General features: G+C 71.3%; 21 protein-coding genes. 4 read left to right on the forward strand and 17 right to left on the reverse strand.

Annotation, left to right across the window (positions count from 1 at the left end; all coding sequences use genetic code 11):
• Nucleotides 1–27: 27 nt before the first annotated feature.
• The 9 genes from lepB (E0F75_RS14995) to E0F75_RS15035 form a co-directional block, all read right to left on the reverse strand.
• Nucleotides 28–975, reverse strand: a complete 948-nt coding sequence (lepB, locus tag E0F75_RS14995; protein WP_187623230.1) for a signal peptidase I — start codon at nucleotides 973–975, stop codon at nucleotides 28–30.
• Complete coding sequence (gene lepB, locus E0F75_RS15000; protein WP_187623033.1) at nucleotides 944–1,939, reverse strand: signal peptidase I; 996 nt, start codon at nucleotides 1,937–1,939, stop codon at nucleotides 944–946. Before lepB (E0F75_RS15000) ends, lepB (E0F75_RS14995) begins: the two co-directional genes overlap by 32 nt.
• Nucleotides 1,932–2,753: a signal peptidase I gene (gene lepB / locus E0F75_RS15005; protein WP_187623034.1), complete on the reverse strand. Its 822-nt coding sequence runs from the start codon at nucleotides 2,751–2,753 to the stop codon at nucleotides 1,932–1,934. The genes lepB (E0F75_RS15000) and lepB (E0F75_RS15005) overlap by 8 nt, the downstream gene beginning before the upstream one ends.
• A gap of 69 nt (nucleotides 2,754–2,822) precedes the next feature.
• A complete protein-coding gene (gene rplS, locus E0F75_RS15010) occupies nucleotides 2,823–3,173 on the reverse strand; it encodes a 50S ribosomal protein L19 (protein WP_187623035.1) in 351 nt (116 codons plus the stop codon).
• Nucleotides 3,174–3,301: 128 nt separating this feature from the next.
• The gene (trmD, locus tag E0F75_RS15015) at nucleotides 3,302–4,123 is read right to left on the reverse strand and encodes a tRNA (guanosine(37)-N1)-methyltransferase TrmD (RefSeq protein ID WP_187623036.1); all 822 of its coding nucleotides are present in this window, start codon (nucleotides 4,121–4,123) and stop codon (nucleotides 3,302–3,304) included.
• The gene (rimM, locus tag E0F75_RS15020; RefSeq protein ID WP_187623037.1) at nucleotides 4,120–4,761 is read right to left on the reverse strand and encodes a ribosome maturation factor RimM; all 642 of its coding nucleotides are present in this window, start codon (nucleotides 4,759–4,761) and stop codon (nucleotides 4,120–4,122) included. The genes trmD and rimM overlap by 4 nt, the downstream gene beginning before the upstream one ends.
• Before the next feature lie 116 nt (nucleotides 4,762–4,877).
• Entirely contained in the window at nucleotides 4,878–5,117 is a 240-nt protein-coding gene (locus E0F75_RS15025) for an RNA-binding protein (RefSeq protein ID WP_003980229.1), read from the reverse strand.
• 2 nt (nucleotides 5,118–5,119) lie between these two features.
• The gene (rpsP, locus tag E0F75_RS15030) at nucleotides 5,120–5,563 is read right to left on the reverse strand and encodes a 30S ribosomal protein S16 (RefSeq protein ID WP_187623038.1); all 444 of its coding nucleotides are present in this window, start codon (nucleotides 5,561–5,563) and stop codon (nucleotides 5,120–5,122) included.
• Between the two features lie 155 nt (nucleotides 5,564–5,718).
• Nucleotides 5,719–6,312 carry a hypothetical protein gene (locus E0F75_RS15035; protein ID WP_024755886.1) on the reverse strand — a complete coding sequence of 198 codons (594 nt, stop codon included), beginning with the start codon at nucleotides 6,310–6,312 and terminating at the stop codon, nucleotides 5,719–5,721.
• Nucleotides 6,313–6,673: 361 nt separating this feature from the next.
• On the opposite strand from E0F75_RS15035, the gene E0F75_RS15040 reads away from it, so the two are divergent.
• Nucleotides 6,674–7,399 (forward strand): methyltransferase type 11, encoded by a 726-nt coding sequence (locus E0F75_RS15040; RefSeq protein WP_187623039.1) that lies wholly within the window; start codon nucleotides 6,674–6,676, stop codon nucleotides 7,397–7,399.
• A 72-nt stretch (nucleotides 7,400–7,471) separates the two neighbouring features.
• On the opposite strand, the gene ftsH is transcribed toward E0F75_RS15040, so the two are convergent.
• The 6 genes from ftsH to E0F75_RS15070 all read right to left on the reverse strand — a co-directional run bounded on the left by ftsH (nucleotide 7,472) and on the right by E0F75_RS15070 (nucleotide 17,250).
• Entirely contained in the window at nucleotides 7,472–9,397 is a 1,926-nt protein-coding gene (gene ftsH, locus E0F75_RS15045) for an ATP-dependent zinc metalloprotease FtsH (RefSeq protein WP_187623040.1), read from the reverse strand.
• 151 nt (nucleotides 9,398–9,548) lie between these two features.
• Nucleotides 9,549–11,102, reverse strand: a complete 1,554-nt coding sequence (ffh, locus tag E0F75_RS15050) for a signal recognition particle protein (RefSeq protein ID WP_187623041.1) — start codon at nucleotides 11,100–11,102, stop codon at nucleotides 9,549–9,551.
• A 118-nt stretch (nucleotides 11,103–11,220) separates the two neighbouring features.
• Nucleotides 11,221–13,689 (reverse strand): [protein-PII] uridylyltransferase, encoded by a 2,469-nt coding sequence (locus E0F75_RS15055; protein ID WP_187623042.1) that lies wholly within the window; start codon nucleotides 13,687–13,689, stop codon nucleotides 11,221–11,223.
• A gap of 42 nt (nucleotides 13,690–13,731) precedes the next feature.
• Nucleotides 13,732–14,070, reverse strand: a complete 339-nt coding sequence (locus E0F75_RS15060) for a P-II family nitrogen regulator (protein WP_015036464.1) — start codon at nucleotides 14,068–14,070, stop codon at nucleotides 13,732–13,734.
• Complete coding sequence (locus E0F75_RS15065; RefSeq protein WP_187623043.1) at nucleotides 14,067–15,413, reverse strand: ammonium transporter; 1,347 nt, start codon at nucleotides 15,411–15,413, stop codon at nucleotides 14,067–14,069. The genes E0F75_RS15060 and E0F75_RS15065 overlap by 4 nt, the downstream gene beginning before the upstream one ends.
• Before the next feature lie 361 nt (nucleotides 15,414–15,774).
• Nucleotides 15,775–17,250 (reverse strand): hypothetical protein, encoded by a 1,476-nt coding sequence (locus tag E0F75_RS15070; protein ID WP_187623231.1) that lies wholly within the window; start codon nucleotides 17,248–17,250, stop codon nucleotides 15,775–15,777.
• Nucleotides 17,251–17,675: 425 nt separating this feature from the next.
• On the opposite strand from E0F75_RS15070, the gene E0F75_RS15075 reads away from it, so the two are divergent.
• Nucleotides 17,676–18,329 carry a bifunctional DNA primase/polymerase gene (locus tag E0F75_RS15075; RefSeq protein ID WP_187623044.1) on the forward strand — a complete coding sequence of 218 codons (654 nt, stop codon included), beginning with the start codon at nucleotides 17,676–17,678 and terminating at the stop codon, nucleotides 18,327–18,329.
• Nucleotides 18,330–18,392: 63 nt separating this feature from the next.
• Here E0F75_RS15075 and ftsY read toward each other — a convergent pair whose 3' ends face one another.
• A complete protein-coding gene (gene ftsY, locus E0F75_RS15080) occupies nucleotides 18,393–19,616 on the reverse strand; it encodes a signal recognition particle-docking protein FtsY (RefSeq protein WP_187623045.1) in 1,224 nt (407 codons plus the stop codon).
• Nucleotides 19,617–19,887: 271 nt separating this feature from the next.
• Between ftsY and E0F75_RS15085 the strand changes: the two genes are divergently transcribed.
• Entirely contained in the window at nucleotides 19,888–21,354 is a 1,467-nt protein-coding gene (locus E0F75_RS15085) for a cytosine permease (protein ID WP_187623046.1), read from the forward strand.
• Between the two features lie 58 nt (nucleotides 21,355–21,412).
• A complete protein-coding gene (locus tag E0F75_RS15090; protein WP_187623047.1) occupies nucleotides 21,413–22,384 on the forward strand; it encodes an LLM class flavin-dependent oxidoreductase in 972 nt (323 codons plus the stop codon).
• An 89-nt stretch (nucleotides 22,385–22,473) separates the two neighbouring features.
• Here the strand turns inward: E0F75_RS15090 and E0F75_RS15095 are convergent, their stop codons facing one another.
• Nucleotides 22,474–23,907 carry a sugar porter family MFS transporter gene (locus E0F75_RS15095; RefSeq protein ID WP_187623048.1) on the reverse strand — a complete coding sequence of 478 codons (1,434 nt, stop codon included), beginning with the start codon at nucleotides 23,905–23,907 and terminating at the stop codon, nucleotides 22,474–22,476.
• Between the last annotated feature and the right edge of the window lie 108 nt (nucleotides 23,908–24,015).

Here is a 24,015-nt window from a genome sequence, read left to right on the forward strand (position 1 = left end):
CCGGGACGGCACCCTACCTGCGGGTCACTACTCGGCGGTATGCCGTGCGGCGACCTTCTTCCGGCGCCACAGGACCAGCGGGAGCGCTCCGGCGAGACCGGCCGCGCCGAGGGGGGCGGCACTCAGGGCCTTGTTGAGCGCGGGGTTGTCGAAGATGTCGGGCACCGGGAGGGTGGCCCAGCGGGTGACGGGCCAGGCGATCACGACCGCGCGGCCCACGACCTCGTCGTCGGAGACGGTGCCACCGCCGGGGAGCTGCTGGTGGAAGCGGGAGTCGAGGGAGTTCTGGCGGTTGTCGCCCATGACCCAGATGCGGTTCTCGGGGACCTTGATCGGGCCGAAGGAGTCCTGGCAGGGGACGGAGCCGGGGTAGAGGTACGAGGTCTCGTCCAGCGGCACGCCGTTGAGGACGACCTTGCCGCCCTCCTTGCAGGACACCGTGTCGCCGCCGACGGCGATGACCCGCTTGATGAGGTCCTTCTCCTCGGCGGACGGCATGAGGCCGATGAAGCTGAGGAACTTCTGCACCACGTTGGGCGTGGGCGTCTCCTGGCCTTCGAGCCAGCCGCCCGGGTCGTGGAAGACGACGACCTCGCCGCGCTCGGGCTCGGAGCCGAACCAGGGGGTCAGCTTGTCGACGAGAACCCGGTCGCCCCGCTGGAGGGTGTTCATCATCGATTCCGAGGGGATCGAGAACGCCTGCACCAGGAAGGTCTTGATCAGCAGGGCGAGTACGAGCGCGATGCCGACCAGCAGAGGCAGTTCCTTCCAGAAGGAACGCGGCTTCTTGGGGCCCCGGCCGGGTCCGTCCGCCGTCTCGTCACCGTCGTCCGGCGTCCCGCCGTCCGGTGCCCCGCCACTCGGCGGCTGCGCCTGCCCGTCATCCGTCACGTCGTCACCCGTCGTGTCATCGCCGAAGGCCCCGCCGGCCCTCTTGTCGGGCTCATCGTGTCCGGATCGTGCGCCGACGGCCAAATCCCCCACATCCACTCCTCAGTCCGTGCGATCGCCTGCCCCGGAACAGGGACAGGCCCACCACTCCCATAACGAGCAGAAGTTCCGCAGGGGTCGGGAGCCCGGGGAATCCGTTGAGATTCCGCTGGGACACACTATGCGACGGGCCGAGCGCGGTCCCGGAACTCGCACGGGCGTCCGGTACGGCGGCGAAAGTCCCGCGTTCCTCCAGGCCCCGCCAGTGTGCGACGGGCCAGGCGATCACCACGGCACGGCCCACGACCTGCTCCTCGGAGACGGTGCCGTGGTCCTTCTCGTCGAGGTGGAAGCGGGAGTCGGCCGAGTCGGAGCGGTGGTCGCCGAGGACGAAGATCCGGCCCTGCGGCACCTTCACCTCGAAGGGGATGGTCGACGGCTCGTTGCCCGGGTGCAGGTACGGCTCGTCGAGCGGTACGCCGTTGACGGTGATCCGCCCGTCCTTGCCGCAGCAGCGGACGGTGTCGCCCCCGACGGCGACGACCCGCTTGATGAGGTCGCGGTCGTCGGCGGAGGGCAGCAGTCCGATGAAGGTGAGGGCCTGCTTGGCCTGCTTGATGCCCACCGGGTCGTCGGCGGGCGGCGTGGCCTCCTGCTGGAGCCAGTTGCCCGGGTCCTTGAAGACGACGACGTCGCCGCGCTGCGGGCGGGAGCCGAACCAGGGCGTGAGCTTGTCGACGAGGACCCGGTCGGAGATGCGGATCGTCTGTTCCATGGAGCCGGAGGGAATGACGAACGCCTGGACCAGGAAGGTCTTCAGGACGAGCGCGATGAGTACGGCCACCGTGATGAGGATGGGGATCTCGCGGATCGCGGAGCGCTGCCGTCGCCGCTTGACCTTGCGGGCGAGTCTGCGCCGCTCGGCCCGGCCCGGCAGGGGTGGGGCCTGATCGGGTCCCTGGTCGGGGGCGCGCCCGGCGCCGCCCGGCGGTCGTCCCCGGCTACCCATGGGGTGCCGTCCCGTGTCCGCCGGCCGGCGCGGCGGGTACGGCGTCGAAGGCGTCGGTCTCCTGGACCGTGGACCAGCGGCCGAAGGGCCAGGCGATCCAGTCGGCGCGGCCGACGACCTTGTCGACGGGGACCATGCCGCCGCCGGGGTTGCCGAGGTGGTCGCGGGAGTCGCTGGACTGGCTGCGGTGGTCGCCCATGACCCAGAGCCTGTCCTGCGGGACGACGATGTCGAAGGGCACGCTGGACGGCTGGTCGCCGAACATCACGTAGCGCTCCTCGACGGGTACGCCGTTGACGGTGAGCCGGCCGTTCTTGTCGCAGCAGACGACGCGGTCGCCGCCGATGCCGACGACCCGCTTCACGAAGTCGGTCTCGTCGGGTTCGGCGAGCCCGAGGGCGGCCGCCCCGTCGTGCAGGAGCCCGGTGACGGGATTGCCCCGGGGCTGTTCCCGTACGAAGGATCCGGTGCCGTCGAAGACGACGACGTCGCCCCGGCCCGGCTCATTGCCGAAACGGTACGCCAGCTTGTTGACCAGGATCCGGTCGCCGACCTGGAGGGTCGGTTCCATGGAGCGGCTGGGGATCAGGAAGGGCTGCATCACGAAGTGGCTCAGGAGCAGCAGGAAGGTCACGCAGGCGGCGCCCACGAAGGCCGTGCGCCGCCAGGAGGAGGCACTCCTCGCACTCCCGGCGTCTGCCGCGTCCCCCGTGTCCTTCGCGTCGTTCGTGTCCTCGGAAACGCGCGCGGAGCGCGACCCGTCCTCCGTACCGGAAGAGGGGTCGCGCTCCGTGTGCTGTGCTTCGGTGTCCATCGGTGGCAGAGCCTATCCGGACTGCCTGTGCGAGGGCTCGGAAGCGTCGAGCGTGCCGGGAGCCTGAGCTCAGCGGTCGCGCTTCTCCTTGATCTTGGCAGCCTTGCCGCGCAGCTCACGCAGGTAGTAGAGCTTGGCGCGACGGACGTCACCGCGGGTGACGAGCTCGATCTTCTCGAAGATCGGGCTGTTCACCGGGAAGGTGCGCTCGACGCCGACGGAGAACGAGACCTTGCGGACCGTGAAGGTCTCGCTGACGCCCGAACCCTGGCGACGGATGACGACGCCCTTGAACTGCTGGATACGCGAGCGGGTGCCTTCGATGACGCGCACGTGGACGTTCACGGTGTCGCCGGGGCGGAAGGCGGGGAGGTCGGAGCGGATCGAACCCGCGTTGACCTGGTCGAGCAGGGAGGCCATGGAGGTCTCTTTCCTCGCTGATGCCACAGGTCATCAGCGGTACGTTCGAAGTGATTCGGAAGATCGTCCGTTCCTGGCGGCGTCGTTCCCCCTGTGGCAGGGGCGCGCGCCGGACGGACGACAGCGGCCTATTCTTCCACGTCGTCGAGCCTGCGCCAAAATCGGCCGCCGGGCTCGGGCGCCCAGCCCATCATCGAGAGGATCTCGCGGTCCTTCTTGTCGAAGGCGGCCGGGTCGCAGCGCTCGATGAGATCGGGCCGGTGGGCGGCGGTGCGACGGAAGGCCTCGTCGCGCCGCCAGCGGGCGATCTTGCCGTGGTGCCCGCTGAGGAGGACGTCGGGGATGCCCCGGCCGCGCCACTCGGGGGGCTTGGTGTAGACGGGGCCTTCGAGGAGGTTGGCCATGGCGCCGGGGGCGAAGGAGTCGTCCCGGTGGGACTCGGCGTTGCCGAGGACGCCGGGCAGGAGGCGGGCGACGGCCTCGGTGACGACGAGGACGGCCGCCTCGCCGCCGGCCAGGACGTAGTCGCCGATGGAGACCTCGTAGACGGGCATCCGGGTCGCGTACTCGTCCATGACGCGGCGGTCGATGCCCTCGTAGCGGGCCGGGGTGAAGATCAGCCAGGGCCTCTCGGAGAGCTCGACGGCGAGCTCCTGGGTGAAGGGGCGGCCGCTGGGGGTCGGGACGACGATGACGGGGCCGTGGGCGCCGCTCTCGTAGCCGTCGGCGAGCGTCTGGTCGAGCGCGTCGCCCCAGGGGTCGGTCTTCATGACCATGCCGGGGCCGCCGCCGTACGGGGTGTCGTCGACGGTGTTGTGCCGGTCGTACGTCCAGTCCCGCAGGTCGTGGACGTGGACGTCGAGCTGGCCGCGCGCGCGGGCCTTGCCGACGAGGGAGACGTTCAGCGGTTCGAGGTACTCGGGGAAGATCGTGACGACGTCGAGCCTCATGCCTGGTCCTCACCGGACTCGTCGTCGGACTTCTTCTCACCGGACGCGTCGGACGTCTCGCCGGAGTCGTCGCCGGACTCGCCGTCGGAGTCGTCGTCGGAGTCGTCGCGGGAGGAGGCGATCTCGGCGCGGTCGTCGATCAGGCCGGGCGGCGGGTCGATCACGGCCCGCTGCTCCTCCAGGTCGATCTCGGTGACGATCGACTCGACGAACGGGATCATCAGCTCGGTGCCGTCGGGACACTCGACGATGAAGAGGTCCTGGGACGGCAGGTGGGAGATCTCGGTGATGCGGCCGATCTCGGTGCCGTCGGCGAGCACCACGTCCAGGTCCATGAGCTGGTGGTCGTAGTACTCGTCCTCCTCCTCGGGCATCTCCGTGGGGTCGACCTCGGCGATGAGGAGGATGTTGCGCAGGGCCTCTGCGGCGTTGCGGTCGCGGACGCCCTCGAAGCGCAGCAACAGCCGGCCGCTGTGCACCCGGCCGGTCTCGATGGTCAGCGGCCCGGCGGAGGCCGGGTCGGTGCGCAGTACGGCACCGGGGCCGAGCCTGAGTTCGGGCTCGTCCGTGCGTACCTCGACGGTGACCTCGCCCTTGATCCCGTGGGCGCGGCCGATCCGCGCGACTACCAACTGCACTGCTCCACACTCTCCTGTCACACAGCTCGTACGACGCGAACGACAACGGGCCGGGGTGGGCTCGTAAGCCCTCCCCGGCCCGTGCCGGCACAACTAAGGTGATGCTGCCGGCCTGCTCAGCGAACCTGGTCCACGTCGACGAGGTCGACCCGGATGCCACGGCCGCCGATGGCGCCCACGACGGTACGCAGCGCGCGTGCGGTGCGGCCGTTGCGGCCGATCACCTTGCCGAGGTCGTCCGGGTGGACCCGGACCTCCAGCACGCGACCGCGGCGCAGGGTGCGCGAGGCGACCTGCACGTCGTCGGGGTTGTCGACGATGCCCTTCACGAGGTGCTCGAGAGCCTCCTCGAGCATGATCAGGCCTCGGTCGACTCGGTGGACGCGGCCTCGGCCTCGTCCGCCTTCTTGTCGGCCTTCTTGGCCTTCGGGGTGATGGCCTCACCCTTGGCCTCGTCGCCCTCGAGGGCCTTCGCGAACTCGTCGAACGAGGCGCGCTTGGCTTCCTTGGTCGCCGGGACGAGCAGGGCCTTCTCGGGGGCCGGGAGGCCCTTGGCCTTCTGCCAGTCGCCGGTGAGCTTCAGGATGGCGAGAACCGGCTCGGTCGGCTGGGCGCCGACGGACAGCCAGTACTGCGCACGCTCGGAGTCGACCTCGATACGCGACGGGTTGTACGTCGGGTGGTAGAGGCCGATCTCCTCGATCGCGCGACCGTCCCGACGGGTGCGGGAGTCGGCGACGACGATGCGGTAGTGCGGCTGGCGAATCTTGCCGAGGCGCTTGAGCTTGATCTTGACTGCCACTGGAGTGGTGTCTCCTGGTCTTGACGTGGTTGGGCACTTTGAGATGCCACGTGGGGTTGCGGTACTCGGATGCCCGATGGACGCGTCAGCCGGAGGAGAGAGGGGTCCTGTGCGACTGTCGAGTACAGCTAGCCATTGTGCCACACACCGCGAGGTCAGCTCGCGGCGCCCACGGTCTCCGGGATGCGGAAGGGCTTGCCGCAGCCGCCGCAGACGATCGGGGCCTGGGCGAGCACCGAGGGCACCACGCGCACATTGCGTCCGCAGTCGCAGACGGCCTTGACGCGGACGCCGCCGCCCGAGGAGCCGTGCCGGGCGGCCGGTCCGCGGAAGGAGCGCTTGGTGTCGGCCGCCGTGGCGACCGTGTGGGCCTTGAGGGCGCGCTGGAGCCGCTCGATGGTGGGGCGGTAGCGCCGCCTCGCCTCGGGGTTGAGCGTGACCAGGGAGAAGCCGCTGCTGGCGTGTGGCTCCTCGGGGTGGTCGAGGCCCATCTCCTCGGCGATCGCGAGGAATCTGCGGTTGTGATAGCGGCCGGCGCGGGAGGTGTCGCGGACACCCCGGGCGGCGGCGATGCCGTGGACTGCCTCGTGGAGCAGTCGTTCGAAGGAGAGTTCGGCGCCGCAGGCGGACGAGGACTCTCCGATCAGGGACTCGGGCGCGGCAAGATCGGGCAGCTCGGGGTGGTGCCGCTGAATGTCGGCCCACGCCTGTGCCAGCTCTGCGGCGAGAACAGGTGGTGTCGTGCTCACGTCGCGTACAACGAGCCGAAGTGCCCCCGGGTTCCATTCCGGGGCATCCCAAATAATTTGCACGTACCCGTCAGTTGCCGTTGATGGGTCGTGACGAGGGCCAGTGCGCCGATCTGCGGAGAAGTCACGCAGGGGGCGTCAAGCTGGTGCGTAGTGGCGCATACGCCCAGGCGTGCAGCCGTGGTGCGCGCGCCCCTTGGGGAACGGCCCCCCGGGCGGACCGGGAAGCGTGGCAGGGACATTACCGGGTCGCTTCTCTCCCGGACGAATCGGTGCGGTGCGAGCACTGGACGCGGCACGGGATGCGCAGTTCCCTGGCTACGGGGGGTCGTCGTCCGAGCACGGATTGGGGCACTTTTCCATGACACCTACGCTCGTCCCGTACCACCCCGCGCGCGACTGGGCCGAGATCCAGGAACGGATGCTCGTCCCGCTCTACGAGGCGGTGTACGACCGTCTCGGCGTGGGCGCCGGGACCCGGGTCCTGGGCCTCCGCTGCGGCTCCGGCCTGGCGCTTCTCATGGCGGCGGCGCGGGGCGCCCGGGTGGCCGGCGCGGACCGGGACCACGCGCGCGTGGAGCTTGCGAGGGAGCGGCTCCCCGAGGACGTGACGGTCACGGCGGAGCCCCCCGAGGGAGTCGCCTACGACGTGATCACGGCCTTCCACACGACGGACGCGCTCCTGCCGGAGCTGGCGGCGCTCACCCGTACGGCCCAATCGGGCGCGACGGTCGTGCTCGCCGGCTGGGGGCCGCCGGAGCGGTGTTCCACGGAGGCGGTGCTGCGGGTCGCGGCCCGGCTCGTGGACCGCCGGCCGGGCCTCCGGACGGACCTGGAGGGGCTGGTGGCAGGGGCGGGGCTGCGGCCGGCCGGTTCGGGGCGGGTGGCCTGTCCCTTCGGGTACGCCAATGAGGGCAGCGCGGTGCGCGGGCTGCTGTCGACGGGTGTGTTCGACGAGGCCGTGCGGGCGACGGAGCTCTCCCAGGTCGAGAAGGAGATCGAGGAGGCGCTCGCCCCGCACGTGCGCGCGGACGGCACGGTGTGGATGCCGAACGTCTTCCGGTACGTCGTCGCCCGGGTGCCGTAGCGCCTGTGCCCCCCGTACTCCGGTGCCCCCGCACGCCCGTGACCCCCGCACGCCGGTGGCCCGTACGCCGGCTCAGTCCTCCCGCGCCGCGCGCGTGATGCCCGCTGCGCGGTAGGCGTCGGCCTCTTCCAGGGTCTCGTTCTCCAGGAGCGCGGCGGCCAGCGCGTCCAGCCGGCCGCGGTGCTCGTGGAGCTGCCGTACGGCGCTCTCGTAGCACTCGTCGACGATGCGGCGCATCTCCGCGTCGACGGTGTCGAGGGTCGCGGGGGCCGCCGAGAGTCCGTAGGCCTGCTGGGCGTCGCTCGGGATGGCGGTGAGGCGGCCGACGAGCTCGCTCATGCCCCAGCGTCCCGCCATGCCCCGGGCGATGTTGGTGACCTGCTCCAGGTCGCTCTCGGCGCCGGTGGTGACGACGCCGAAGACGACCTGTTCGGCGGCCATGCCGCCGAGGGCGCCGATGATCCGGCCGCGCAGATACTCCTCGGTGTAGGCGTACCTGTCGGCGTCGGGGGTGGAGAGGGTGACGCCGAGCGCGCGGCCCCGGGGCACGATGGTGATCTTGCGGACCGGGTCGGCGCCGGGCTGGAGCATGCCGAGGAGGGCGTGACCGCTCTCGTGGTACGCGGTCCGGCGACGCTCCTCCGCGGGCATCACGAGCGGCCGTTCCGCGCCGAGCTGGACCTTCTCCAGGGCGTCGGAGAGGTCCGACTGGGTGACGGCCCTCTGGTCGCGCTTCACGGCGAGGAGGGCCGCCTCGTTGGCGAGGTTCGCGAGCTCGGCGCCGGTCATACCGGGGGTGGTGCGGGCGACGTGCTCCAGGTCGACGTCCTTGGCGAGCGGGATCTCCCGGGTGTGGATCTTGAGGATGGCCTCACGGCCGCCCCGGTCCGGCGGGTTGACGTGCACGATCCGGTCGAAGCGGCCGGGCCGGGTGAGGGCGGGGTCGAGGACGTCGGCGCGGTTGGTGGCGGCGAGGACGATGACGCCCTCGGAGCCGGTGAAGCCGTCCATCTCGGTGAGGATCTGGTTGAGGGTCTGTTCGCGCTCGTCGTGGCCGCCCATCCCGGAGCCGCCGCCGCGGGCCCGGCCGATGGTGTCGATCTCGTCGATGAAGATGATCGCGGGGGCGACCTTGCGGGCCTCGGCGAACAGCTCGCGGACCCGGGAGGCGCCGACGCCCACGATCATCTCGATGAACTCGGACGCGGAGGCGGAGAAGAACGGCACCCCGGCCTCCCCCGCCACGGCGCGGGCGAGGAGGGTCTTGCCGGTGCCGGGCGGGCCGGCGAGGAGCACGCCGCGCGGCATCCTGGCGCCCATCTCGCGATAGGCCTGCGGGTTCTTGAGGAAGTCGACGACGTCGTTGAGTTCGCCCTCGACCTCGTCGATGCCGGCGACGTCGGCGAAGGTGGTGCGCTTGGCCCCGGCCTCCAGCTCGACGGGTTTCGGCGGGGCCTTGCGGCCCAGCATGCCGCCGGCGCCACCCATCCCGGAGCTCATCCGGCGGGCGATGAAGATCCACAGCACGACCAGCAGCAGCATCGGCGCGAGCGAGATCAGCAGGTTGGCGAGGAAGCTGCGCTCCTGGACGACCGGCTCCGCGGTGACGGTGACGTTCTGCTTGGTCAGCTGTGCCCACAGGTCGTCGTCGGCGAAGGCGGGCCGCTGGGTGACGAACTTGCTGTAGTCGCCCTCGTCGCCGTTGGGCAGGGGCTGCTTGTTCTTCAGCTCCCCCTGGATGGCGTCGCCCTTGGAGTAGATCTTGGTGACGTTGCCGGAGGCCACCTGCCTGCTGAACTCGGTGTACGAGATCGTCGGCTCGTCGCCCCGGTTGAAGAACGACAGCACGAGGTTGGCGATCAGGTAGACGATCAGGGCGGTGAGGATGAGGCCGCCCCAGCCGCCGGGCATCTTCTTCTTCGCCGGCGGTGGCGGCGGGGCCCCTTCCGAGCGCCAGGGCTGATCGGTCCGGTCGCGCGGGGGTACGGGGTTGGCCACGTGGCTCTCCTCGGGGCGGCTGTGGCCCCAGTATCGAAGAGCGGGACGTACGCGGCATCGCGGGCGGTCCGGAGGGATGAAAAGGGGCCCGGGGCGGTTTCGCACCGCCCCGGGCCCCTCACGCCGCCGGGCACGTGGCCCGGTCGGCTCATCAGCTCATGAACTTCTTGAACTCGTCCGGCAGCTCGAAGTCCTTCGGGGCCTGCCCCGGCGCCGGGAGACCGAAGGCGCCGCCCTGCTGCGCCTGGTCGCGCTTCTCGGCGGCGGCCTGCTCGTCGGCCTTCCGCTTCATCGGGTTGCCGCTCTTGCGCTTGCCCTTGGCCTGCTTGATCTGCTTCTTCTGCCGGCCGGGGCCGCCGCCCATGCCGGGCATGCCCGGCATGCCGGGGAGGCCGCCGCCCTGGGCCATGCGGGACATCATCTTGCGGGCCTCGAAGAACCGCTCGACGAGGCCCTTGACCGCGCTGACCTCGACGCCGGAGCCCTTGGCGATACGGGCGCGGCGCGAGCCGTTGATGATGGTCGGGTCGTGGCGCTCGCCCGGGGTCATCGACTTGATGATGGCGGCCGTGCGGTCGACGTCCTTCTCGTCGATGTTGGCGATCTGCTCCTTCATCTGGCCCATGCCCGGGAGCATGCCGAGGAGCTTCGAGATGGAGCCCATCTTGCGGACCTGCTCCATCTGCGCCAGGAAGTCGTCGAGCGTGAACTCCTGGCCCTTCTTCGACGCGAGCTTCGAGGCCATCTTGGCGGCCTCTTCCTCGTCGAAGGTCTGCTGCGCCTTCTCGATGAGGGAGAGCATGTCGCCCATGCCGAGGATGCGGGACGCCATGCGGTCCGGGTGGAACGCGTCGAACTCGTCCAGCTTCTCGCCGTTGGAGGCGAACATGATCTGCTTGCCGGTGACGTGCGCGATGGAGAGCGCGGCACCACCGCGGGCGTCGCCGTCGAGCTTGGAGAGCACGACGCCGTCGAAGCCGACGCCGTCGCGGAAGGACTCGGCGGTGTTGACCGCGTCCTGACCGATCATGGCGTCGACGACGAAGAGGACCTCGTCGGGGCTGACGGCGTCGCGGATGTCCGCGGCCTGCTGCATCAGCTCCTGGTCGATGCCGAGGCGGCCGGCGGTGTCGACGATGACGACGTCGTACATCTTGGTCCGCGCGAACTCGATCGAGTCCTTCGCGACCTGGACCGGGTCACCGACGCCGTTGCCCGGCTGCGGGCCGTAGAAGGCCACGCCCGCGCGCTCGGCGACGACGCCGAGCTGGGTGACGGCGTTGGGGCGCTGGAGGTCGCAGGCGACGAGCAGCGGGGAGTGGCCCTGGCCCTTGAGCCAGAGGCCGAGCTTTCCGGCGAGGGTGGTCTTACCGGCACCCTGGAGACCGGCGAGCATGATCACGGTGGGCGCGGTCTTGGCGAAGCGCAGGCGCCGGGTCTCGCCGCCGAGGATGCCGACAAGCTCCTCGTTGACGATCTTGATGACCTGCTGGGCCGGGTTCAGGGCATGCGAGACCTCGATGCCGAGGGCGCGCTCCTTGACCTGCTTGATGAAGGACCGGACGACCGGCAGGGCGACATCCGCTTCGAGCAGCGCGATACGGATTTCGCGCGCGGTGGCGTCGATGTCCGCCTCGGACAGACGGCCCTTGCCGCGGAGGTTCTTGAAGGTCGCTGCAAGGCGGTCGGAGAGGGTATCGAACACGGCGGTCGCGGATCCTCGGTGTCGGGGGCGGTCGGATTGCCCTCCAGGGTATCGGGCCGCTCGAAGTGTGTGCCCCCGCCCGCCGAATCCGGCGCGCGGGGGCGGTGTGGACCGGGGGTCAGCGGAGCGCCGACTCCAGCGCCCGTGCCAGGTCGATCGCCTCCTCGTCGGACAGCAGGGAGCCGTCGGGGCGGGTCACGTACAGGGTGTCGACGGCGTTGGCACCGAGTGTCGACACGTGCGCGCTCCGCACCCGTACCGCCGCGCCCTCCAGGGCCCGGCCGATGCGGTGGAGGAGGCCGGGCGCGTCCTGGGCGCGGACCTCGATGACGGTGGCGAGGCGGGAGTCCGCCGCGGCGACGGTGACGCGGGGCGGCGGGGCGGTGAGGCCGCGCCTGCGGGGGTAGGCGGCCTCGCGCTCGGCCAGGCGCGCGGGGATGTCGAGGGAGCCGTCGAGGGCGCGGACGAGGTCGGCGCGGAGCCGGGCGGCCTCGGGCAGGGAGCCGTATTCGGCGGCGACCCGCCAGTCGAGGACGAGGACGGGTCCCGAGCCGGCGCCGAGGTCGAGCGGGAGGTCGACGGCACGGAGGTCGGCGGCCCGGACGGTGAGCCGGTGCAGGGCGAGGACGCCGGCGACGGCGGGCAGGACGCCGGGCTGGTCGGGCAGGGCGATGACGAGTTCGACGCCGACCGGTTCGGGTTCCTCCGGTTCCACGACGACCGGTTCGGTGTGGAGGGCGAGAACGGGTTCGCCGGTGCGCAGGGCCTCGATGGCGAGCCGTTCCTGTTCGGCGCTGGGGGCGGCGGCCTCGGGGTCGGGCGGGGTCTCCCCCGCCAGGACGCCGGCGACCCGTTTGACCAGGTCGGCGACGAGCGAGGCGCGCCAGGCGGACCAGGCGGCGGGTCCGGTGGCGAGGGCGTCGGCCTCGGTGAGGGCGTGCAGGAGTTCCAGGGTGCCGACGGTGCCGACGGCGGTGGCGACGGCGCGGACGGTGGCGGGGTCGTCGAGGTCGCGGCGGGTGGCGGTCTCGACGAGGAGCAGGTGGTGGCGGACGGCGGTGGCGAGGGTGACGACGTCGGCGCGGTCGAAGCCGATGCGGGTGGCGAGGTCGCGGGCGATGGTCTCGCCGGCGACGGAGTGGTCGCCGGGCCAGCCCTTGCCGATGTCGTGGAGGAGGGCGGCGACGAGGAGGAGGTCGGGGCGGCCGACGCGGCGGGTGAGCGAGGAGGCGCGGACGGCGGTCTCGACGAGGTGGCGGTCGACGGTCCAGGTGTGGACGGGGTTGCGCTGGGGGCGGCAGCGGACGCGTTCCCAGTCGGGGAGGAGCCGGGTGATGATCCCCTCGGCTTCGAGGGCTTCCCAGACGGGGACGGTGGCCTCCCCGGCGCCGAGCAGGGTGACGAGTTCCTCGCGGGCCTCGGCGGGCCAGGGCACGGGCAGCGGGGTGGCGGTGGCGGCGAGGCGGCGTACCGCGTGCAGGGAGATCGGCAGGGCGGACTGGGCGGCCGCGGCGGCGGCCCGCAGGGGCAGGACGGGGTCGCGTTCGGGCCGGGCGGTGCGGGCGAGGACGACCTCGCCGTCCATCTCGACGACGCCTTCGGCGAGCGGGGTGCGCTCGACGGTCGGTTTCCCGGTGGCGGTCCGCCCTGCGCCGCCCCGGCCGCCGAGGAGGGCGCGGAGGCGGGGCCGGGCGGAGCGGGCCTTGAGGACGCGGTTCACCTCGCGCCAGGTGACGTCGGTGGCGTACGAGATGGTCCGGGCGGCCTCGTACACCTCGCGGAGCAGGGTGTCGGCGTCGAGGAGGCCGAGTTCGGCGGCGACGGCGTCCTGTTCCTGGAGGGCGAGCCGGTCGGTGGCGCGGCCGGTGGCGAGGTGGAGGGCGTCGCGGGCGTCGAGGAGGCGGCGGCGGGCGCTGTCGAGGCCTTCGCGGGGGGCGTCGGCGAGCCAGGAGGCGGCGACGGCGCGGAGGGCCTGGGCGTCGCGGAGGCCGCCCCTGGCCTCCTTGAGGTCGGGTTCGAGGAGGAACTGCAGCTCGCCCATGCGTTCGGCGCGTTCGCGGCAGAGCGCGTCGAGTTCGGGGAGGCGTTCGGGGGCCTGGTTGCGCCAGTCGGCGAGGACGGTGGTGCGCAGGGCGGCGACGAGTCCGTGGTCGCCGGCGAGGGGCCGGGCGTCGAGGAGGCCGAGGTGGACCTTGAGGTCGTCGGCGGCGGTGGCGCGGGCCTCGGCGGCGGTGCGGACGGAGTGGTCGAGGGCGAGCCCGAGGTCCCAGATCGGGTACCAGATGCGGTCGGCGAGGGCGGCGATCGCGGCCTTGTCGGCGGTGCCGTCGTGGAGCAGGAGGAGGTCGAGGTCGCTGCGCGGGGAGAGTTCGGCGCGGCCGTAGCCGCCGACGGCGACGAGGGCGACCCCGCGGGGTGGTGCGGCGGCCGCGAAGAGCGCGGCCAGCCAGTCGTCGGTGAGCCGGGCGAGGGCGGCACGGCGCGGCGGCCCGGACCGCTCCTTCTCGTGGAGGAGGAGCAGCCGGGCCGCCGCGTAACCGCCGGGTCCCGAATCTTCGGTCTCTTCGCTGACTTCGAGGCTCGTCACCCGGCGGCTCCTTCGTTGCTTACGGTGCGTCCGGACCGCTGCCTACAGGGCGTCCGGACCGCGTTCGCCGGTGCGGACGCGTACGGCGGTCTCGACCGGCACGCTCCACACCTTGCCGTCTCCGATCTTGCCGGTTCGGGCGGCCTTCACGACGACGTCGATGAGCTGTTCGGCGTCCTCGTCCTCGACGAGGACCTCGATGCGGATCTTGGGGACCAGGTCGACCGTGTACTCGGCGCCCCGGTAGACCTCGGTGTGGCCGCGCTGGCGGCCGTAGCCGCTGGCCTCGGTGACGGTGAGGCCGTGGACGCCGAACGCCTGGAGGGCCTCCTTGATCTCGTCGAGCCGGTGCGGCTTCACGACCGCGGTGATGAGCTTCATGCGTCCACCTTCTTGTTCTCCGTGACGGCCGGGGCGGGGGCGGCGGTGGAGCGCGAGGACGCGCCGCCGCCGGCTCCGCTGAAGTCGTACGCGGTCTCGGCGTGCTCGACCTGGTCGATGCCGGAGACCTCGTCGTCCTCGCTGACCCTCATGCCCATCGTCTTGTCGATGAGGAGCGCGAGGATCGCGGAGGCGATCAGAGAGTAGGCGAGGACGGCGATGACGCCGACGGCCTGCTTGCCGAGCTGCTCCAGGCCGCCGCCGTAGAAGAGGCCCTTGGCGTCGGACTGGACGCCGCCGGTGGCGAAGAGGCCGACGAGGAGGGAGCCGAGGACACCGCCGACGAGGTGGACGCCGATGACGTCGAGGGAGTCGTCGTAGCCGAACTTGTACTTGAGGCCGACGGCCATGGCGCAGAGGAGACCGGCGATGACGCCGATGGCGATCGCGCCGAGCGGGCTGACGGCGCCGCCGGACGGGGTGATGGCGACGAGGCCGGCGACCGCGCCGGAGGCGGCGCCCAGGGTGGTGAAGGAGCCGTGGCGGATCTTCTCGTACGCGAGCCAGGCGAGCATGGCGGCGGCGGTGGCGACCTGGGTGTTGACGAACATCACCGCGCCGACGCCGTCGTCGTTGCCGAGCCAGGAGCCGGCGTTGAAGCCGAACCAGCCGAACCAGAGGAGACCGGCGCCGAGCATGACCAGCGGGAGGCTGTGCGGGCGCATCGGGTCCTTCTTGAATCCGACGCGCTTGCCGATGACGAGGATGACGCCGAGGGCCGCGGCGCCGGCGTTGATGTGGACCGCCGTGCCGCCGGCGAAGTCGATGACGCCCATCTCGAAGAGCCAGCCGCCGGCGCCCCAGACCCAGTGGGCGACGGGGAAGTAGACGACGGTGACCCAGAGGGTGATGAAGAGGGCCCAGGCAGTGAACTTGACGCGGTCGGCGAGGGCGCCGCTGATCAGGGCCGGGGTGAGGATGGCGAACATCAGCTGGAAGACGGCGAAGACGTACACCGGGATGGTGTAGCCGTCCCAGAGCTCGGTGACGCCGATGCCGCTGAGGCCGACGTAGTCGGAGGACCAGCCGATGATCGAGCCCACGTCGGTGCCGAAGGCGAGGCTGAAGCCGAAGAGCACCCAGAGGATCGTGACGATCCCGAGGCTGATGAAGCTCATCATCAGCATGTTGAGGGTGGACTTGACGCGGACCATGCCTCCGTAGAAGAAGGCGAGTGCCGGGGTCATCAGCATGACCAGGGCGGAGCAGATGAGCATGAACCCGGTGTTGGCGGCGGACAGCTCGGGGGCGTCTGCTGCCAGGGTCGTGATGGCTGGTGCCATCGGCGTCTCCTCGTCGTCGAATGCGGCCTGTGCGGGGGCGGGGCCGGCGGGCGGCTGCGGCCGTGAGGGGTGGCCGGTTATGGCCCAGAGATTCGCGCAGGGCGGTTTCCGCCGATGCCGCTCGATGTTTCGGAGCGGTGACGAAGGGGTGGGGCGTGTTACGCGACCGTGAACGGCCGCATCACAGCGAGGTAACGCCCGTATCCTCCGCACAGGAGAAACGGGCCTGGAGAGGTGTCCACGGCACACGAGAACCGGCCGCGCCTGGCGTCCGTGTGACCTTGCGGCGGGGGAGCCGAGTCGGGCAGTACGGGACGTCCGGCGCGGCCGGCGTACGGGTGGCGCCGGGGCGCCGGGTGGCTCAGACCGCTTCGGCGGCCTCGGGGAGCAGCTGGGTGAGCCGGTCGGTGAGGTGGACGACCTCGGCGACGTCGCTGTAGTTGCGGGCGGCGTGGTCGACGGTCTTGCGGAGTCGGGTGTTGACCCGCTCGGAGCGGATGCTGCGGGCGACTCCCAGGGCCTTCTCTGCGAGGACGACGGACTGCTCGGGCTCGCGCTTGAGGAGGTGGACGGTGGCCATGCCGATGAGGTTCAGCGCGTACGACCGCTGGTGGTCGGGGTCCTTCTCGAAGAGCTCGACGGCCCGCTCCATGACGGGCTCGGCGAGCGAGGCGTACGTCGGGGAGCGCCCGGCGACGTAGGCGAGGTCACGGTAGGAGTGGGAGTTCTCGCCGTTGAGTTCGGCCTCGGAGAAGAAGCCGATCCAGTCGGGCTCGGGCTCGCCGTCGAGGCCGACGTCGGCGAAGGTGTCCTCGGCCATCCGGACGGCCCGCTTGCACTTCGAGGGCTGCCCCATGTTGGCGTAGGCGCGGGCCTCCATCGCATACAGCATGGCCTGGGTGCGCGCGGTGGCGCAGTCCCGACTGCCGTACTGGGCGAGATGGATGAGTTCGAGGGCGTCGTCGGGCCGGCCCAGGTGGATCATCTGGCGGCTCATCGAGGACAGGATGTACGAGCCGAGGGGCTTGTCGCCGGCTTCCTTGGCGGCGTGCAGGGCGAGCACGAAGTACTTCTGGGCGGTGGGCTGGAGGCCCACGTCGTAGCTCATCCAGCCGGCGAGCTCGGCGAGCTCGGCGGCGCAGGTGAAGAGGCGCTTGGCGGTGGCGGTCGGCTGGGGCTCCTGGAGGAGGTCGGTGACCTCGTGGAGCTGGCCGACGACGGCCTTGCGGCGCAGTCCCCCGCCGCACTGGGCGTCCCACTTGCGGAACATGGCGGTGGTGGATTCGAGGAGGTCGAGTTCGATCTCGGAGAGCCGGTTGGGGCGGCGGGCGTCGGCGAGCGGGTCGGGGCGCTGGAGGTCGCCCGCGGGCGTGGGGACGAGCCAGCGCTGCATCGGTTCGATGAGGGCGGGTCCCGCGGCGAGCGACAGGGAGGAGCCCAGGAAGCCGCGGCGGGCGAGCATGAGGTCGCTGCGGGAGAACTCGCCGAGCAGGGCGACCGTCTGCGGTCCGGCCCAGGGCAGGTCGACGCCGGAGACGGAGGGCGACTGGTGGGCGGTGCGCAGGCCGAGGTCCTCGATGGCGACGACGGAGCCGAAGCGCTCGGAGAACAGCTCGGAGAGGATCCGCGGGATGGGCTCGCGCGGCTGCTCGCCGTCGAGCCAGCGACGGACGCGCGAGGTGTCGGTGGAGATGTGGTGCGCGCCCATCTGGCGCGCCCGGCGGTTCACCTGACGCGCGAGTTCGCCCTTCGACCAGCCGCTGCGCACGAACCACGAACCCAGCTGCTCGTTCGGGCGCTTGCCGGCAGTCGTATCGTCTGCGCCGTTGCCGCCCACTGGAACGCCCCCATCCACCTGATTACCTGTCATGTGAACCCCTACCAGAATGCCGCGTCTCGCGGCACCCGTCCGGCGTTCGCACTCCTTCGAACTGGAAACCGGGTTGCCTCCGGCATACCCGCGTGCGCAAGCGACCCCGGGGTTCGAGTACCGAAAGTAATCCTACGATCACCCCTCCACGAGGGCGATTCAAGAAACGCCACCATTCGCCACCCCTTCGAATGAACTCGCCGCCCGTGGAACGCGATTCACTTGACATGCGACGAACCGGAGTCGGCGGACGGATGCGCGGAGAGGCGCGCGCACCGGCCCGCACCACCCCGCACACGACCGCGCGCCACCCTCGGCGACGGAACGTGACGAAGGGTGACGACGGTGCTCCGGGTCGTAACCACCGGCGCGCTCGACCCGTTGGAGGGGACATGGGTTTCACGATCGGCGGCATTCGTGAGATGCGGTCCGGCGCACGCCGCCGCGTTCGCACCACGGAGTGCACAGCGGTGGCCGAGTACACAGGACTGTGGGGCTGGGACGTGGTGCCCGGAGCGCGGGCCGTCTCCGGCCAGTGCTCCTGCGGGGATCCGGCGTGTACAGCCCCGGGCGCGCACCCCCTCTCCTTCGCGGAACCGGTCCCGGCGGGCGCCGGCCTCGACGACGCGACCAAGGCGTGGTCGGAGTACCCCGGCGCGGCGCTGCTGCTCCCGGTGGGCCGGGCCTTCGACGTGATCGAGGTCGCCGAGGCCGCGGGCCGCCGGGCGCTCGTCCGGCTCGAGCGCATGGGGCTGCCGCTGGGCCCGGTGTGCGCGACGCCGACCGGCCGGGCGCGGTTCTTCGTGGCCCCCGGAGCGGCGGCGGAGCTTCCGCAGCTGCTCTACCGGATGGGCTGGGACGACGCCGGTCTGGATCTGCACTGCCTGGGGCCCGGCACCTACGTCACCGCTCCCCCGTCGGACCTGGGCGGGCTCGGTCCGGTGCGCTGGCTGCGGCCCCCGACGCTGGACACGGCGGGCGCGCCGCCGCAGGCGCGGCTGCTGCTCGGCACGCTGGCGTACATCTGCCACCGCACCCACTTCTGAGCCCCGGTACGCGGAAGGGCCCTCGCCACCCGGCGAGGGCCCTTCCGCGTGTCGTACGAGGCGTCAGTCGCCGATCAGGGCGTCCACGAAGGCGCCCGGCTCGAAGGGCGCCAGGTCGTCCGGGCCCTCGCCCAGGCCGACCAGCTTGACCGGGACGCCCAGCTCGCGCTGGACGGCCACGACGATGCCGCCCTTGGCGGTGCCGTCGAGCTTGGTGAGCACGATGCCGGTGATGTCGACGACCTCGGCGAAGACGCGGGCCTGGATGAGGCCGTTCTGGCCGGTGGTGGCGTCGAGGACGAGCAGGATCTCGTCGAGCGGGCCGTGCTTCTCGACGACGCGCTTGACCTTGCCGAGCTCGTCCATGAGGCCGGTCTTGGTGTGGAGCCGGCCGGCGGTGTCGATGAGGACGACGTCGGCACCCTCCGCGATGCCCTCCTTGACCGCGTCGAAGGCGATCGACGCGGGGTCGCCGCCCTCCGGGCCGCGGACGGTCCGGGCGCCGACGCGCTCGCCCCAGGTCTGGAGCTGGTCGGCGGCGGCGGCGCGGAAGGTGTCGGCCGCGCCGAGGACGACGGACTTGCCGTCGGCGACGAGGACACGGGCCAGCTTGCCGGTGGTCGTGGTCTTGCCGGTGCCGTTGACGCCGACGACCATGACCACGCCCGGCACGTCCGAGGGGCTCTCGGTGTGCACCGTGCGGTCGAGGTCGGGGCCGAGCAGGGCGACGAGCTCCTCGCGGAGCAGCGTGCGCAGCTCCTCCGGGGTGCGGGTGCCGAGCACCCGGACCCGCTCGCGCAGCCGCTCGACGAGCTCCTGGGTGGGAGCGACGCCGACATCGGCCGTGAGGAGGGTCTCCTCGATCTCCTCCCAGGTGTCCTCGTCGAGGTGCTCGCGGGACAGGAGCGTGAGCAGCCCCTTGCCGAGCGAGTTCTGCGAGCGGGCGAGCCGGGCCCGGAGCCGTACGAGACGGCCGGCGGTGGGCTCCGGGATCTCGATCTCGGGGGCCGCGGGCTCGGCGACGACGGGGTCCTCGACGGCGGCCGGCGTCTCGACGGCCTCCTCGGCGGGGAGGGGGACCTCCTCGACCGTGCGGCGTGGTTCCTCCCGCGGCGTCTCCGCCTCCTCGCCGACATGCGGTTCGGCGGGCGGAGCGGTGATGGTCGGCGTGGTGGACGGCGGCTCGGCAGGCGGCAGCTGCTTCTTCTTGCGACCGCTGATCACGAGCCCGCTCGTCACGGCGACCGCGACGACCAGAGCGATGACTACAGCAAGGATGAGTTCCATAACCCGACCAGTATGGCGTGACCTCGCCCGCGTCCCGCGTTCTCCCGGCGAGGGCGTGCCCCTCCGGGCCGGGCCGGTCCGCCGTTCGGCCGCGCGCCGGCCGGAAGCCCCTCGGGGCGGAGCCACGACCCGCCCCGTATCGGTCCGGTGTCGGTGCGCGAGGCGCACCCGGTGGGGGTGCCGGCCCCTTCTGCGGGCTGACGCCCCCTTTGCTCGTTAGGGCGCGAATGTACGATGTTCGGACCCCCACACCTTCGTACGGAGTACCCCCATGCCCCACGACGCCTCCGAAGCCGCAGGCGCGACGCACGACGGCGCGATGGAGACCCGCGGTCTCGAGCCCGTCCCCGACGCGGAGCGGACCGGCCGGGTCCGCGAGCTCTTCCCGACCTGGGTCGCGGCCAACATCAGTGTGCTGCTACTCACGATGGGCGCCGGCCTGATCGTCTTCAACGGTCTGAACTTCTGGCAGGTCCTGGCCGTGGCGGTCGCCGCGCCGGTCCTCTCGTACGGGATCGTCGGCCTGATCTCGATCGCGGGCAAGCGGGGCGGCGCACCGGGGATGGCGCTGTCGCGCGCGGTGTTCGGTCAGCGCGGAAACCTTTTTCCCGGCGCGCTGATCTGGGTGGCCCGGTGGGGTTGGGAGACCATCAACGCGGTCACCGGCGCCTACGCGGTGCTGACCGTGCTCGACCTGCTCTTCGGCGTGAAGTCGAACACGTTCCTCATCGTCGTGACGCTGCTCCTCTTCGTCACCTGCACCTTCCTCGTGTCGGGGCTCGGGATCAACGCGCTGCGGGTGTGCAGCAAGTGGTCCACGTACCTCTTCGGCGCCTTCTCGGTGCTCGTCCTGGTCTATCTGGTGGCGGACACCGACTGGTCGGCGGTCTTCGACAAGCCGGCCGGTTCGACGGCGATGATGATCGCGGGCATCGGCACGATCGCGGCCGGTGGCATCAGCTGGGTCCCCTCGGGCCCCGACTTCACCCGCTACCTGCCCCGTACGGCCTCGTCGAAGGCGATGGTCGGCTCCACGGTCGGTGGCGCCGGCATCGTCGTACTGCCGATGGTCCTGATGGGCGCGGTCATGGCGGTGTCGACGCCGGACCTGGCCTCGGCGCAGGACCCGGTCTCCTTCATCGGTGAGCTGCTGCCGATGTGGATCTCGGTGCCGTACCTGGTGATCGCCCTGATCGGGATGCTGCTGATCAACTCGATGTCGATGTACTCGGCCGGGTTCACCGCGCAGACCCTGGGCATCAAGGTCTCGCGTGCCGCGGCGGTCAGCGTCAACGCGGTGATCAGCCTGATCTTCGGCTTCCTGCTCATGGTGGTGGCGACCAGCTTCATCGGCTCGTTCATCTCCTTCCTGACCCTGCTCGCGGTGGCGTTCTCGGCCTGGATCGGTGTCTTCGGCGTGGACATGCTGCGGCGCAGGTCGTACGACGCGGTGGCCCTCATGGACACCACCCGGACGAGCGCGTACTGGTACCGGGGCGGTTTCGCCTGGCAGGCGATGACGGCCTGGGCGGTCGCGCTGCTGACGGGTCTCCTCTTCACCAGGGTCGACTGGTTCTCCGGTCCGCTCGCCTCCTCCTGGATCGGCGAGAACGGCCTCGGCTGGGCGGCGACCATCGTGGTGGCGGGCGTGCTGTACGCCGTACTGCCGCGTACGCCGATTCAGGGGCCGGTCGAGCCCGCGGAGCCCGTCGAGCCCCGCGAGACCGTTTCCATCTGACGCCACGTCAGATAACGTCCCCCTTCGCCGGTATCCCACCAGCGGAGGGGGACTTCCCATGCCGTTCAGCGTCGTACGGTTCAACCTCGTCGATCCGCACGCGACCCCCGAGTCCCTCTCCGCCCGCTACCGGGCCGCCGTCGAGATGGCCGCGTACGCCGACGCGCACGGGGTCGACACCGTGCAGACCGAGGAGCACCACGGGGTCGACGACAACTGGCTGCCGTCCCCCTTCGCCTTCGCCGGGGCGGTCTTCGGCGCGACGAACCGGATCGCCGTCACCGTCTCCGCGATCATCGGGCCGCTGCACGACCCGCTGCGGCTCGCCGAGGACATCGCCGTCCTCGACCTGCTGAGCGGCGGACGCCTGGTGACGGTGGCGGGGATCGGCTACCGCCCGGAGGAGTACGAGGAGCGCGGGGTCGACTGGGGGCGGCGCGGGAAGCTCCAGGACCTGCTCCTGGAGACCCTGCTGACGGCCTGGAGCGGGGAGCCGTTCACGTATCAGGGCCGTACGGTACGGGTCACCCCGAGGCCCTTCACCCAGCCGCATCCGATGCTTCTGGTCGGGGGGTCGTCGCGGGCGGCGGCCCGGCGGGCGGCCCGGCTCGGGCTGCCGTTCTTCCCGAGCGCGCACCTGCCGGAGCTGGAGGCGTACTACCGGGAGCGGTGCGCGGAGTACGGCACGGAGGGCTGGACGATGATGCCGGCCGAGGTGACGCCGCTGCTGCACCTGTCGGAGGACCCGGACCGGACCTGGGCGGAGTACGGGGAGCACTTCCTGCACGAGGCGCGGACGTACGCCTCCTGGCAGTCGAAGGACATCCGCTCGGCGGTGCGGTCGGCGGCGACGACGGTGGCGGAGCTGCGCGCGGAGGGGGTCTACCGGGTCGTCACTCCGGAGGAGTGCCTGGCGCTCGGCCTGGAGAGCCTCGTGCTGCACCCGCTGTGCGGCGGGATGCCGGTGGAGGAGGGGTGGCGGAGCGTACGGCTGTTCTGCGACGCCGTCCTGCCCCGGCTCACGGCCTGAGGGCGCGGGACCACGGCGTACTGCCCCGGTCCGAGGCGTGAGGCCTCGGGCCGGGGCAGTCCCATGGGTGAGGAGAGGGGCAGCGGGGGTTAGCCCATCTCCTCCAACGCCTTGCCCTTGGTCTCCTTGACGTACCTGAGCACGAAGGGGATCGAGAGCACGGCGAAGACCGCGTAGATGACGTAGGTGCCGGAGAGGTTCCAGTCCGCGAGGGACGGGAAGCTGGCCGTGATGGCCCAGTTGGCGATCCACTGGGCGGAGGCGGCGACGCCGAGCGCGGCGGCGCGGATCCGGTTGGGGAACATCTCGCCGAGGAAGACCCAGACCACCACGCCCCACGAGAGGGCGAAGAAGAGCACGAAGACATGGGCGGCGACGAGCGCCACGACGCCCTGGGTCTCGGGCAGTTTGCCGCCGACGAGTTCTGCGGAGAAGGCCCAGGCCTCGAAGGCGAGGGCGATCGCCATGCCGACGGAGCCGACGAGGGCGAGCGGCTTGCGGCCGACGCGGTCGACCAGGACCATCGCGATCACTGTGCCGATGATGTTGATGATCGACGTGGTGAACGAGTAGAAGAACGAGCTCGACGGGTCGATGCCGACGGACTGCCAGAGGGTCGCGGAGTAGTAGAACGCGACGTTGATGCCGACGAGCTGCTGGAAGACCGAGAGTCCGATGCCGACCCAGACGATGGGCAGCAGCTTGAAGCGGGAGCCGGCGGTGAGCAGGTCCTTGAAGGTGGACTTGTGCTCGCCGCGCATGGCCCTGTCGATCTCGGCGACGCGGTGGTCGAGGTCGACGCCACTGCCCTCGACCTCGGCGAGGACCTCCTTGGCCCGGTCGATCCTGCCGACGGAGATGAGGAAGCGGGGGGACTCGGGGATGGCGAAGGAGAGCATGCCGTAGAGGACGGCGGGGACGACCATCACGCCGAGCATCCACTGCCAGGCTTCCAGGCCGCCGATCTCGCCGCGCTGGTCGCCGTCGGCGAGCTGGAGGATGCCGTAGTTGACCAGCTGGGAGATGGCGATGCCGATGACGATCGCGGCCTGCTGGAAGGAGCCGAGGCGGCCGCGGTAGGCGGCGGGGGCGACCTCGGCGATGTACGCGGGGCCGATGACGGAGGCCATGCCGATGGCGAAGCCGCCGATGACCCGCCAGAGCGCCAGGTCCCAGAGGGCGAAGGGCAGCGCGGAGCCGACGGCGCTGACGGCGAAGAGCACCGCGGAGATCTGCATGCAGCGGATGCGGCCGATGCGGTCGGCGATCCGCCCCGCGGTGGCGGCGCCGATGGCGCAGCCGATCAGGGCGATGGCGATGACCTGGGCGAGGGTGCCGGAGCCGATGTCGTAGCGGTCGCGGATCGCCTCGACGGCGCCGTTGATGACGGAGCTGTCGTATCCGAAGAGGAAACCGCCCATCGCGGCGGAGGCCGTGATGAAGATGACGTGGCCGAGGTGGTCCGGGTGGGCGGCTCGGCCTTCGGAAGGCGGCGGCGTGGGCGCCTGCGCGGTGTTGGTCACATGGACTCCTCGGTGGGGGGCAAGCCCTTCCAGTGGCGCACAACATCACGCCGCCCACCACGTGAAGGTAAAAGCAACGTTGCAGAGACTATGCCTTCAAGTTTCTAA

Source organism: Streptomyces sp. CB02980, assembly GCF_014451325.2.
Lineage (GTDB): Bacteria > Actinomycetota > Actinomycetes > Streptomycetales > Streptomycetaceae > Streptomyces.

What these genes read in the sequence shown, in the direction of transcription:
- lepB (WP_187623033.1), bottom strand. Translation starts at nt 1,939, where the DNA reads ATGGGTAGCCGGGGACGACCGCCGGGCGGCGCCGGGCGCGCCCCCGAC.
- lepB (WP_187623034.1), bottom strand. Translation starts at nt 2,753, where the DNA reads ATGGACACCGAAGCACAGCACACGGAGCGCGACCCCTCTTCCGGTACG.
- rplS (WP_187623035.1), bottom strand. Translation starts at nt 3,173, where the DNA reads ATGGCCTCCCTGCTCGACCAGGTCAACGCGGGTTCGATCCGCTCCGAC.
- trmD (WP_187623036.1), bottom strand. Translation starts at nt 4,123, where the DNA reads ATGAGGCTCGACGTCGTCACGATCTTCCCCGAGTACCTCGAACCGCTG.
- E0F75_RS15025 (WP_003980229.1), bottom strand. Translation starts at nt 5,117, where the DNA reads ATGCTCGAGGAGGCTCTCGAGCACCTCGTGAAGGGCATCGTCGACAAC.
- E0F75_RS15040 (WP_187623039.1), top strand. Translation starts at nt 6,674, where the DNA reads ATGACACCTACGCTCGTCCCGTACCACCCCGCGCGCGACTGGGCCGAG.
- E0F75_RS15060 (WP_015036464.1), bottom strand. Translation starts at nt 14,070, where the DNA reads ATGAAGCTCATCACCGCGGTCGTGAAGCCGCACCGGCTCGACGAGATC.
- E0F75_RS15065 (WP_187623043.1), bottom strand. Translation starts at nt 15,413, where the DNA reads ATGGCACCAGCCATCACGACCCTGGCAGCAGACGCCCCCGAGCTGTCC.
- E0F75_RS15075 (WP_187623044.1), top strand. Translation starts at nt 17,676, where the DNA reads ATGGGTTTCACGATCGGCGGCATTCGTGAGATGCGGTCCGGCGCACGC.
- ftsY (WP_187623045.1), bottom strand. Translation starts at nt 19,616, where the DNA reads ATGGAACTCATCCTTGCTGTAGTCATCGCTCTGGTCGTCGCGGTCGCC.
- E0F75_RS15085 (WP_187623046.1), top strand. Translation starts at nt 19,888, where the DNA reads ATGCCCCACGACGCCTCCGAAGCCGCAGGCGCGACGCACGACGGCGCG.
- E0F75_RS15090 (WP_187623047.1), top strand. Translation starts at nt 21,413, where the DNA reads ATGCCGTTCAGCGTCGTACGGTTCAACCTCGTCGATCCGCACGCGACC.